This window comes from Paraburkholderia sp. GAS32, assembly GCF_050434225.1.
GTDB lineage: Bacteria > Pseudomonadota > Gammaproteobacteria > Burkholderiales > Burkholderiaceae > Paraburkholderia > Paraburkholderia madseniana.
This window is the reverse complement of the sequence record NZ_JBNPVS010000102.1, coordinates 1-11,280: the sequence shown is the minus strand read 5'-3', so window position 1 is coordinate 11,280 and position 11,280 is coordinate 1. Positions and strand designations below refer to the sequence as shown.

The window sequence follows — 11,280 nt, the reverse complement described above, 5'->3', positions numbered from 1 at the left end:
AGGATGAAGTCTGGCTCAATCCGGAGCGCATGCAGCCGGAAGAACTAAAGCAGTCCGCATGAAGTGACGCGACAAGTACGTTGACAACCGCCGGCTTGGCATGACGCGGTTTGGCGCGTGCCTCATTCGGTCGGTTGTACCGAATAGTCAAAAGAAACCGCCCTCGATTTACACTGACGATGTTTTGGTAAAAAATCACAGTGCGACTCACTCGACACCGATCGTCAAAAAATACGGCACGAGTCGTGAAGTTCATGCTTATTAGCGCCCCGAGAGGGACAACAAAAAGCATAAAAACATCGCCAAATCCCAAAAATGGGTTCGATTGCGCGAAGAAGACGTAGCACGCCGCAATCACAAGCATAACTACAACGAGAAACGGCATTGCAAAGCGACTACCGCGCACGATGAGTGCCGGCTGGCTAGTCTGAGGTAGGCTGTTCATGTTTAGAGTAACTATTTGAACTGGTAGTAAAGATAACCCGGAGTGCTGCTGCACTTCTATGCTTGGGCGCACCCGAGATCGGTATTGCTGATGCGCACTGACAGGTGCTTGGTGTATTTTGCACGAAGGTCTATAAGTTGGGGGCGAAAAAACGCAACACTAATCCAATCAGCATTAACTCCAATTTTGATGTTGGCGCTGTCTGATAGACGCCGATTTTCTTGGGCAGGCAGACATTTCATCCAACTCACGGGCTTGAATTTTTGTGTTTGTTTTAAACCAGTGATGGACGCCTTATTCAATCTCCTTTATCGACCCGTGCAACCGTTTGCCCTATCTGCCGCCCGGATCGAGGCGCTGCGCGCATTCTGCGCGGCTCAAGGAAGATTCCGGGTTCGCCGCGCAGTCAGTTCTGGTTGACGCCACCTCACGCTATTGCAACAGCGATGGAAAAGCGCCGTTGGTGACCAATTCGTGAATGACGTCCTGCACTGCGGCGGGAAACTGCGCCGCCACACGCCGACAGGCTTCAGAACCCTCGAAACCTGCTTTAAACGTGGACCTGTGTTGAACACAAAAGAGCCAAGGCGGGCAATGAAGCTACCTTACGCTCGCGGCAGGGCCACCTGTCCAGCGTCAGCGAAAGAAATCAGGCGGCGACGGCGCGCGCGCGGGCTGTAATCACGTCAGTACCAGCGAGTATGAAGGAGCTGGGTCAGGCAGTGCTGGTAGACATCCCTAGCGGTCGGCGAACGAAAATCAAGCCGCAGATTTTCGCAGAACATTGAAGTGACCTGCCCGGGCTCGAAAGTGAGCGGTGATATCAGCTCGATCTGTTCGGCAATCTCGCGGGCTCGACTCGCAAGCATCACACGCTGCAGGATATCGGCACCCCCGCCGTTTGCGGCCAGCCAGATTTTCGGCGATTCCACAACGCGATCGGACGACAGCCATCCCCCCGTCAACTGCCGGGCGACAAAGTGAGAGGCGACCGGGTACGTAAGTAACTCGGCACGAGCGCGTAGGTCAAGGTTAAGCGGATTGGTCAAGATAACGCCGTCCTCGCATAATCGACTATGCAAGTTTAACGCGCAGACGACGGTTGACCATTTGAGGCGTACCCGTGCGAGCAAACCATCCAGTAGCGGGCAACTAGCGGTCCCGATTGCACTGACAGATATTTGCTCTCTTCTGCGAAATCTCCATCCCTTCGCGATCCTGACTCAGCGAACATCTGCTTGTGGCAGAGCGAGGCAACTGTCAACGGTGCGCAGAGTCTACGAGCGCGCTACCGTACAATCTGAAGGTCAAACCGGGTCAACACCACGCAGTAGTGGACGCATGAATTGGGCAACAGCGTTGGCAAGTCAGCAGCAGAGCGTTACGAGGCGGTCCGAGTCGTTGATAAGGGCCGTTCGCGCGCTATGGCGGCATGAGTCGACATGATCGACGCGGCTGGTGCGATCGGTATCAGGGACAAACTTCAGGCCGAACGCGATGCCTTGCAACGACTTCACACGGCAGCGGCCGTTGCATTCGAAGAAGCGTCCCGACCCATGCAAAACTGGGCTTCCGCTTATCACGATCGTCGATGGATAAGAATACATACGCACAGCTTTCAAAGCAGTTGGTTGAACTCGACTCGGAAATAGAGCGGGTTCGACGGATCGAACGGACAGGAGTGATCGCAGAGATTCGCGCGCTGATGCGAGTGTACGGGATCAAACCGAGCGAACTGGTTGGACTCAAGCGCGGCAGGTCGTCGGCCCCGCCCAGATACCGCCACCCGGAGACTGGGCAGACCTGGACCGGTCGGGGGCCGCGCCCGCGATGGCTTGAGGGAAAGGACTCAAAGCAGTTTCTGATCGCTCGCCCGAAGCCTCCGCGGAACGATGCCACTGATGGGCAATAATCCTTCCACTTCTCCACAGGCCGCTTGCGACCCACAAGGGCCCTCGACCCGTTGCTCCTTCAACGACGGCTTCCAAGGTACAGCGGACCTTCGCCCAATCGTGCCGTTCGGCGAGTTGTCGGCCATACCTGACATTCAGGTACCGCCATCGATGAGGCGGCTTCAGGTCGCTTTCCCGACATTCGCATCTCGGCAGCCGCGAATGTCAGCTATCACTTCAAGCGGATGCGTGCTTGTGCTAAGTCCTTTGGCCCGAAGCAGCCGTTTGCTCTCGCGCGACTGCAACGACCGCTTCCACGATACGACCGTCGCTCGCGTCCTTGAGTTGATTGTCGCGTCGCTGGCCTTCGCAGTCTTCAATTTCCGCCGCCTCGAGGTCTTCCTCCAAGTGACCGCCTTCGTGACGAAACGACACTCTGTACCGCGGGGTTTGGGGCCAACTTGGGAATACCACGCTCTTCCGACTGGCGAGGCCGGTCGGGGCATGCGGCTATTCTTCCACAAAGACCCTATAAGATTGATGTCCGACTAGTCCCTCGGCTTTGTGAACTGCCGCAACGACACCCCTGCGAGTAACAAACGCACTATTCCCCCAGCGGCAACAGTGCCAAAAGCAGGCGCCGCAAGTCCAGACATTCGGTCGGTGTCAGTCTCGCAGTGAGAATGCGCTCGACCTCCTCGACACGTGGACGCAACGTCGCAAGCTGCTTCTTGCCGGCGGGAGTAAGGAACAGCACATAGCTACGTTTGTCGACGGGATCGTCCGAGCGTTCGATCAAATCATTGCGAACCATGCGCGCGACGAGATCGGCGATTGTCGAACGGTCCACGTCGAGTTCATCGCCGAGTTGTCGTTGATTGACGCCGGGCGTTTTCTGCAAGATTTCGAGCGCCGCGTACTGGACGCTCGTGATCTCGGCGGAGACTTCGCTGAGCCATACCGCTACGTGGCGCTGCTGGGCGCGGCGTACCAGGCTGCCCGTGAATTTGGAAAGCGTTTCGGGGTTGTCGTGTTTGGTCGGCAATTTCTAAGCGTGTAGCGAAGATGTGTTCGTTCGGAAAATGCGCCGTAAAAACGCATTCAATTCGGTGTAGGCGTCCAGCGGAAGTACATGCGCGACGTACTGGTCCGGACGGACCACGACGAGCGCGCCCCGTTCCCGCTCGATGCCACGCTCGTCGAAGATATCAGTCGCTGCGTCGCTCGTAAACGCTTTCTCGTAGTCAATTAGGCCGTAGCGTCCCTTGCGCGGCAGCAACAACGCATGCAGATCTTCGAGTCGTACTTCGCGATGAGGCTGCTGCAACACTGCGCGAAGATCGAAGACGCTATCCGCATCGGCATCATCTGGCGTGACGAGACGCAAGACCGAATCGGGCGACGTGGCGAGATGTTCGCACAGCGCATTAAGCGCGGTTCCGCAAGCGTCCGAAAAAGCGTACAGCCGCCAGCGACCGTCGGCGCGTGCAACATGGCCGAGTTGCATCGGCTTTGCATCGGCGAGACGAATGACAGGCGACGAATGAAAGCGTGTGCCGATGGAGAAGCCGCTCGCGAGCGATTGAGATGTCGGTTCGCCGGTCAACGCACCCGGCCAATATCGCGTCGCGACGCCCGCCGTATATCGGCCCGCACGAACGAAATAGTCCTGCAGTTCCGTTGGATCGACACCGCCTGCTTCGGGGCGATTGGGATCTTTCGGCGGCGCGGCCATCATCGCGGACCATTCCTTGTCGAAGTCGATCAGCTCTTGCGCGATGGGCTGGCGTTCATCGGAATACGTGCGCAAGAGGTCGATGTCGCTAAGTCCTTGCAGCACTGCGCCGAGCTTCCAGCCGAGATTGAAGCCGTCCTGCATCGAAACGTTCATGCCCTGACCCGCTTTCGCGCTATGCGTATGACAGGCATCGCCGGCGATGAACACGCGTGGCTCGCGAGATGTTCCGTCGGCGGCGATTGCGTCGTCGAAGCGATCGGTCAAACGCTGTCCCACTTCATAAACCGAAAACCACGCGACCTCTTTCACGTCGAGCGAATAGGGATGCAGAATCCGTTGCGCGGTCTGAGTGATGCGCTCGACCGTGATCTGCTTGATGGTGTCGCGATTCTCAGGCGTGACTTCGCCAAGATCGACGTAAAAGCGCGCGAGATAGCCGCCTTCGCGCGGAATGATGAGCAGATTGCCCTTGCTCGCAGACTGAATCGCAGCCTTCAGCCGGATGTCCGGAAAGTCGGTGACGGCGAGCGCATCCATCACGCCCCACGCATGATTGGCGGCATCGCCGCGCAGCGTTTGGCCGATGGTCGTGCGCACGCGACTGCGCGCGCCATCGCAGCCCACGACATAGCGCGCACGCACGACGACCTTTTCATCGAGTCGCGCTGCGTCCGTGCGGCGTAGCGTGACGCGCACCGGATACTCGCCCTCACTATCGCGTTGCACGTCCACGACTTCGAGATCGTAATCCGGCTCGAGCCGTTGCGCGGAACGGCGCGTCACATCGAGCAGATAGTCCTGCACGCGCGCCTGATTAACGATGACGTGCGGGAATTCCGACATGCCTGCTTCGGTATCCTGAACATGTCCAGTACGCTTGATCACGCCACGATCGTTTGCATCGGGTCGCCAGAAGACCGTCTCGTTAACCCAATAGGCTTCGCTCAGCAAGCGCTCGCTCAGGCCGAATGCATTGAACATCTCGACCGTGCGGCACGCAACGCCATCCGCTTGCCCCATCAGCAACGGTCCCGAGCGACGCTCGACGATACGCGTCGTGATCGACGGAAACTGCGACAACTGAGCCGCAAGCACGAGCCCGGCCGGACCGCTTCCGACGACGAGCACATCGACCGTATCGGGCATTTCGACGCGAGGCGCGCCATCGGCGGTTGGCTCGATCATCGGATCCCCGACGCGGAAACCGTTGAGATGAAATTGCATGATGTCTTCCTCCAATCAGTCTTGATCACCTTGGTGGCGAATATACTCCGTACACCAACCATTTAAAAGCACTTCATGTCGTGATGGATGTTTACCCTGATCTCAGGATGCGTTTTGCGAATCTCCGTCTATCGGGATCATTTGCCCCGAAATGGAACGCCCAGCATCGGATGCCAGAAAAACAGCGAGCGCCGCGATGTCCGCCGGATCGACAAAATGCTTGATGGACTGATTGGCGAGCGCAGCCGCCTCTTCCTGCGCGACGGTGCGGCCGCTGGCTGATGCGCGTCCTGCCAGCACCTGCTGAATACGCGGACCTTCTACGGCGCCCGGCAGGATCGCATTGACTCGTATGCCGAATTCGCCCAACTCACGTGACAAGGTCTTCGCGAATCCGATGAGCCCCCATTTGGTCGTTGCGTAGGGACTGCGGTTCGGGTAACCGAAGCGGCCGGCGAGCGACGACATGATGAGAATCACGCCCGCGCCCGATTGCTTCAGGAAAGGGATGGCCTGTTGCGTGACCATGAATGTGCCTGTGAGGTTCAGACGAAGCACAGCTTCCCACGCGTCCGGATCCATCTCCGCGACACTCGCGGTCGGTCCAGCAATGCCCGCGTTGTTGATCAGGACGTCCAAACCGCCGAGAGCGGACGCGGCGTCCGCGACCATGCGCGAAGCCGCCGCGCGATCGGCGATGTCGCACACCGATGTCCTTACGCCCGGCAGTTGCGCCTGCATCTGTTGAAGCGCCGCTTCGTCGATGTCGCAGACAAAGACGCTCGCGCCCGCCGATACGAATGCTTCCGCGATGGCGCGCCCTATCCCGCCTGCACCCGCCGTCACCAGCACGCGCCAGCCTTTTGATGTGGTCATGAAACCCTCTTTTCTGACTTGGGTCACGCTCGCCGCTCAGTCGCAGGCGGTACGTATAAACTCGGGCACGGGGACGGCCTTCAGCCGTCCATCGTCCTGTTTGATACACAACGCGCGTGTCGCGCGACCCTCGCAAATCAGCGTATCGTTGCGGATGATTCGATGGCTTTGGATAAAGACCTTGCCTCGCCATTCCTCAATGCGGGTATGCACCTCCAGACTTTCGCCGTAGGTCGCCGAGGTGTGAAAGCGAGTGTGGACCTCTAGCAGCGGCGCACCGATGCAATGGGGTAGCGTTTGCATATCCCGCCATGGTGGCAGGCCGCACTGTATAAAATAATCGTGCGAAGCGGCGTCCATCCAGCGCGAGAAGTTCGGAAAAAAGACGATTCCGGCCGGGTCGCAATCGCCGAATTGCACGTCGACACGATAGACAGTTTCTTTACTCACGGGCCTATGCTCCAGTTTCCAGTCCGATCATTGTGTGTGTCTTGCATCCGCAACACTGTCACTGCGGCGACAGTTTGCATTGACCGCCGGGCGAGCGGCTCTGGGAGCAGGGAATGACCAGACAAAAGCGGATGGTCACTGTTTCGCTTACGCTCGATGAACTACTCGCACGGTCGCCGTGGTTCGAAAGGCTGGACGAACCCGTGAAGTCTCGCGTGCGCGCTGACGCCTCGGAGCGCGCCGTCGCCGCAGGTCAGACCCTCGGACACCACGGCGAACGGCAACATATGTGGTTCGGCGTGCTCGAGGGCCTCATCAAGTGGTCGATCACCGCGCGTGACGGACAGACGGTGACTTTAGGCGGGCAGTCGGTAGGCAGTTGGTTCGGAGAAGGCACGCTGATTCGCAACGCGCCGCGCGAGTCCGATCTCATCGCGTTGCGCGACAGCCGCGTCGCGCAGATTCCACGCACAACGTTCAATTGGCTTCGCGAGCATCAGCCGTCGTTCAACGAATTTCTGCTGTTTCAGGTCAACGAGCGTCTGCACTGGTTCATGGGCGCCGTCGCCGCGCACGGATTGCTCGATACCGACAGTCTTGTCGCACGGGCGCTGGTGGGCATGGTGCAACCATTGTCCAATCCGAGCGGCGTGGGGCATCTGCCGATGTCTCAGGAAGAACTCGCCAACCTGGCCGCCGTGTCGCGTCAAACGTGCAATAGGGCGATGACCCGCTTCAAGAATGCCGGCCTCGTGCGCACCGAGTACGGCGGCATCGTCGTGCTGGATTTACCTGGGCTTCACGCCTTGGCACGCTAGCGCCGCGTATCTTTCTTCGCGAATCGTTGCCGACGGCGTTCGCGCATTGCCTGGTGTTTACGCTGACTCCAACTGTCGCGCGATCGACAGTCGTGGAAGCGGTCGCTCGAAATAATGCGTGTCATACAAGACCAGGAGACACGCATGATTCCCGCTCGTCCGCTGCCCGCCCAAGCCGCGCTCGTCGAGAGCCCGACGAACCACGTAGTCGAAGACGCCGTCTTTCGTAAGATCAGTTGGCGCGTCATGCCGCTCGTTTTGATCGCGTATGTGTTCGCATTCCTCGATCGAATCAATATCGGATACGCGCAGCTGCAGATGAAGCAAGACCTTGCTTTCTCTGACGCTGTGTATGGACTCGGTGCGGGCATCTTCTTCGTCACCTATCTGCTGTTCGAGGTGCCTAGCAATCTGCTGCTCGAGAAGATAGGCGCGCGACTAACCTTCCTGAGGATCATGGTGTTGTGGGGCCTAACGTCCGCGGCGACCGCCTTCGTCACGGCATCGTGGCATTTCTATGCCATCCGGTTGCTGCTGGGCATATTCGAAGCAGGCTTCTTCCCCGGCATCATTCTGTATCTGACGTACTGGTACCCGAGCCAGCGGCGCGGCCGTGTGACGGGCCTGTTCCTGTTCGGCATGCCGATCACGGGCGTTCTGGGCGGCCCACTGTCGGGAACGATCATGAGCGGCATGGAGGGCGTTGGCGGCATGTATGGATGGCAGTGGCTCTTCCTCGTCGAAGGCTTGCCGACCGTTCTGCTGGGGTTCCTGCTGTATCGCATGCTTCCGAACGGGCCGGCCCGCGCGTCCTGGCTGAACGACGCCGAGAAAGTGCTGGTGCAGTCGGTCCTGAATGCCGACCACCGAGGCGAGGCGAAGGCCGGGCATCATGGCAGGCTCGTCACGGCGCTGGCGGACCCGAAGACCTACGTGCTTGCCTTCGTCTACTTCTGCTGCGCTTGCGCCGTCTACACGCTCACGTTCTGGCTGCCGACCATGATCAAAGGCCTCGGCATCGCCCCGATAGCGACGATCGGCTGGTACACGGCAGTGCCCTATTTCTTCGGTGCACTTGGCGTTCTCGTCATCAGCCGCAGTTCGGACCGTTTCAAGGAGCGTCGCTGGCATGTCGGGGGAACCCTGGTCCTCGGCGCGGTGGCTCTGGCCTCGACTTCCTTTCTTGGCACCGCGGTCGTCCCGGTGATGGCCCTGCTGTGTGTTGCCTCGTTCTTCATCTTTGGCGGCGGCTCGCTGTTCTGGTCGATTCCCCCGACCTACCTTGGCCGCGACGCAGCCGCAGCCGGTATCGCGGTGATCAGCTCACTGGGCATCCTTGGCGGCTTCGTCAGCCCGACGCTGATCGGCTGGATCAAGGGCGCGACGGGTAGCATCCAGATGGGTCTGCTGGGCTTGATCGCGCTTGTCATTGGCGGCGGCCTGACGATCCTGCTGGGCCTCCCAAAGAGCGCGATCCGCGTGGGCCCGGGCGATGGCGCGAGCGCGCACTGATCGAGCACCTGTCCTTTAGACCCATTTCTTCTCTGGAGAAGACCAGCATGAGCAAGCCCAAAGTCATCGTGACGGTTGCCCCGACGGGCGGCATGGCCAACAAGAAAATGAACCCGAACCTGCCGACACAGCCGCAGGAGATCGCCGACGACACCTACCGCTGCTACAACGCCGGTGCCAGTGTCGTGGCAGTGCATGCACGGCGTCCCGACGACGAGGCCACCTGTGATCCTGCAATCTATAGCCACATCAACCGGCTGATTCGCGACAAGTGCGACATCATTCTGAACAACTCCACCGGCGGCGGCATTAACGGCGACATGGTTCGCGAACTCGACAACGGCCTGTGGGAAATCCAGTGGGAAGAACGCCTGAAAGGCATGCAGGGTGACGGCGTCGAGATGTGCACGCTCGATGCACAGACCGTGATCGCAAGTTTCAACGGCAAGGAGATTCTGGTGGCGACGCCGCCCTCGCGAATCCGGCAGATTGCCGAGATGATGAGCGAGCGCGGGATCAAGCCGGAATGGGAGGTGTTTGGTCTTGCCGACATCGTTCAGGATGTTCAGCGGGCCATCAACGAGGGCCTCGACGATGCCCCGCACTTTATCAATATCGTCATCGGTGCCAATGCCTTCCAGGGCGCCTTGCCTTACACGCCTCGCCTGTTGCAGACAATGGTCGACCACCTGCCCCGCAACACCGTCTTCAACGTCAGCGCCATCGGCGCGGCGCAGCTGCCCGCCGCGATGAACTCGCTGTTACTGGGGGGCCACGTGCGCGTCGGGCTCGAAGACAACCTGTACTACAAGCAGGGCGAGTTGGCCACCAACGTGCAACTGGTCGAGCGGCTCGTTCGCCTGGTACGGGAGATGGGTTACGAGCCGGCCACGCCGGCTGAGGCACGGGAGATCATCGGTCTGCGGCCGTTGCGCGAAACAATCAAAGCTGCCTGCCTGGAGAGTTAGACCATGACAAAGCGAGCCGTCAACATCGCCATCGTCGGCACCGGCGTCATTGGCGCAGGCTGGGCGACACACTTCCTGGCTCATGGTTTCGCGGTCACGGCGACGGACCCCGCCGACGGGGCCGAGTCGCGCCTGCGCAACTGGATCGACAACTGTTGGCCTGTAGTTGAGAGACTCGGGCTGGCGAATGGCGCCTCGCGAGAAAACCTGACTTTCACGACTGATGTGGGCGCGGCGGTACGCAATGCGGACTTCATTCAGGAAAGCGGCCCCGAGCGGCTGGATGTCAAACACGCGTTAATCGCGAGCATCGAATCTGCGGCAAGGGCAGACGCGATCATCGCGTCGTCGTCGTCGGGGCTGGCAATCAGCGAGATTCAGGCAGGCGCGAAGCATCCGGAACGAATTGTCCTTGGTCATCCATTCAATCCGTCCCACATCATCCCGTTGGTAGAGGTCGGTGGGGGCAGCCTCACATGGCCCGAAAACATAGCGAGAACGATGGCGTTCTATTCGTCAACGGGCAAGAAGGTCATCAGGATCAACAAAGAAGTCAAAGGTCATATCGCCAACCGTCTGCAGGTGGCGATATGGCAAGAAGCCATTAGTCTGGTACAGCGCGGGGTCGCCTCTGTGGGGGACATCGACGCGGCGATCTCCTACGGCCCGGGCCTGCGCTGGGCGCTGCTCGGTCCGTTTCTCAACCTTCACGCTTCTGGAGGCCCCGGTGGCATCACGCATGTGCTGCAGCATCTGGGCTCGGCCCAGCGCGAGTGGGCCAGAGACCTGGGCACGTATCCCGAGACAGACGACTACATCGAGTCAATTGCGAAAGGCGTCTATACGGAACTGCAGTCGTACGATTTTCCAGAAATGCTTCGCCAACGCGATCAATTGCTGATTCAACTACTGGAGGCGAAGCGAAATCTTTCTCAGATTCCGTAGGTGAACGATGCCTGAAGCTGAGTGGAGTTTCGACTTAGGTCTCGGGCCGAAGTGGCACACGTTGAAACTGCCATTCTTGCGACAGAAAAGATGCCACTCGGCTCCGGTTTGCGATGCAAGGGACGATGAAAGCCTCGTCCCTGGCATCAAGGCGTTGCTCGGTGCGACATAGCTCATTCACCGAAACCTGAACTTGTCCGATTCCGCATTCCCGAAAGACGCAAGCCGATCCACTATCGTCAATCAGGCTTCCCCTAGCCGAACGACAGCTTGCTGAGCACAGCGGCCGTTCTGTTAGCTAGTTCGGCGACGGGTGCTCGGCCAAAGCCGCCGCTCGCATGTCGACGCTGGCATGCCCACTCACTGCAGCACAGCGGTCGTTCGACAGCGTCAATTGCGAACGCCGACTGTC

Annotated in this window: 11 protein-coding genes; 5 read left to right on the top strand and 6 right to left on the bottom strand. The window is 59.4% G+C overall.

Annotated features, from left to right (window positions below):
• The coding region (locus P3T25_RS47965) for a hypothetical protein (protein ID WP_429364737.1) at positions 1–445 on the bottom strand (445 nt) is incomplete at its 3' end.
• Between the two features lie 686 nt (positions 446–1,131).
• Complete coding sequence (locus P3T25_RS47960) at positions 1,132–1,494, bottom strand: hypothetical protein (protein ID WP_429364735.1); 363 nt, start codon at positions 1,492–1,494, stop codon at positions 1,132–1,134.
• A gap of 383 nt (positions 1,495–1,877) precedes the next feature.
• Here P3T25_RS47960 and P3T25_RS47955 point away from each other — a divergent pair, with 383 nt between their 5' ends.
• Positions 1,878–2,357 (top strand): H-NS family nucleoid-associated regulatory protein, encoded by a 480-nt coding sequence (locus P3T25_RS47955; protein WP_429364733.1) that lies wholly within the window; start codon positions 1,878–1,880, stop codon positions 2,355–2,357.
• A 584-nt stretch (positions 2,358–2,941) separates the two neighbouring features.
• Here P3T25_RS47955 and P3T25_RS47950 read toward each other — a convergent pair.
• From P3T25_RS47950 to P3T25_RS47935, 4 genes are all read right to left on the bottom strand, one after another.
• A complete protein-coding gene (locus tag P3T25_RS47950; protein ID WP_429364731.1) occupies positions 2,942–3,382 on the bottom strand; it encodes a MarR family winged helix-turn-helix transcriptional regulator in 441 nt (146 codons plus the stop codon).
• A gap of 3 nt (positions 3,383–3,385) precedes the next feature.
• Positions 3,386–5,299 (bottom strand): FAD-binding monooxygenase, encoded by a 1,914-nt coding sequence (locus P3T25_RS47945; RefSeq protein WP_429364729.1) that lies wholly within the window; start codon positions 5,297–5,299, stop codon positions 3,386–3,388.
• A 102-nt stretch (positions 5,300–5,401) separates the two neighbouring features.
• Positions 5,402–6,175: an SDR family oxidoreductase gene (locus P3T25_RS47940; RefSeq protein ID WP_429364727.1), complete on the bottom strand. Its 774-nt coding sequence runs from the start codon at positions 6,173–6,175 to the stop codon at positions 5,402–5,404.
• Positions 6,176–6,211: 36 nt separating this feature from the next.
• A complete protein-coding gene (locus tag P3T25_RS47935; protein ID WP_429364725.1) occupies positions 6,212–6,625 on the bottom strand; it encodes an acyl-CoA thioesterase in 414 nt (137 codons plus the stop codon).
• A 113-nt stretch (positions 6,626–6,738) separates the two neighbouring features.
• On the opposite strand from P3T25_RS47935, the gene P3T25_RS47930 reads away from it, so the two are divergent.
• From P3T25_RS47930 to P3T25_RS47915, 4 genes are all read left to right on the top strand, one after another.
• Positions 6,739–7,443: a Crp/Fnr family transcriptional regulator gene (locus P3T25_RS47930; RefSeq protein ID WP_429364723.1), complete on the top strand. Its 705-nt coding sequence runs from the start codon at positions 6,739–6,741 to the stop codon at positions 7,441–7,443.
• A gap of 144 nt (positions 7,444–7,587) precedes the next feature.
• Complete coding sequence (locus tag P3T25_RS47925) at positions 7,588–8,955, top strand: MFS transporter (protein WP_429364721.1); 1,368 nt, start codon at positions 7,588–7,590, stop codon at positions 8,953–8,955.
• A gap of 47 nt (positions 8,956–9,002) precedes the next feature.
• Complete coding sequence (locus tag P3T25_RS47920; protein WP_429364719.1) at positions 9,003–9,923, top strand: 3-keto-5-aminohexanoate cleavage protein; 921 nt, start codon at positions 9,003–9,005, stop codon at positions 9,921–9,923.
• A 3-nt stretch (positions 9,924–9,926) separates the two neighbouring features.
• Complete coding sequence (locus P3T25_RS47915; protein WP_429364717.1) at positions 9,927–10,868, top strand: 3-hydroxyacyl-CoA dehydrogenase NAD-binding domain-containing protein; 942 nt, start codon at positions 9,927–9,929, stop codon at positions 10,866–10,868.
• Positions 10,869–11,280 lie beyond the last annotated feature (412 nt).

Coding starts and splice junctions, on each gene's coding strand:
- P3T25_RS47955 (WP_429364733.1), top strand. CDS start 1,878: ATGAGTCGACATGATCGACGCGGCTGGTGCGATCGGTATCAGGGACAA.
- P3T25_RS47945 (WP_429364729.1), bottom strand. CDS start 5,299: ATGCAATTTCATCTCAACGGTTTCCGCGTCGGGGATCCGATGATCGAG.
- P3T25_RS47940 (WP_429364727.1), bottom strand. CDS start 6,175: ATGACCACATCAAAAGGCTGGCGCGTGCTGGTGACGGCGGGTGCAGGC.
- P3T25_RS47930 (WP_429364723.1), top strand. CDS start 6,739: ATGACCAGACAAAAGCGGATGGTCACTGTTTCGCTTACGCTCGATGAA.
- P3T25_RS47925 (WP_429364721.1), top strand. CDS start 7,588: ATGATTCCCGCTCGTCCGCTGCCCGCCCAAGCCGCGCTCGTCGAGAGC.
- P3T25_RS47920 (WP_429364719.1), top strand. CDS start 9,003: ATGAGCAAGCCCAAAGTCATCGTGACGGTTGCCCCGACGGGCGGCATG.
- P3T25_RS47915 (WP_429364717.1), top strand. CDS start 9,927: ATGACAAAGCGAGCCGTCAACATCGCCATCGTCGGCACCGGCGTCATT.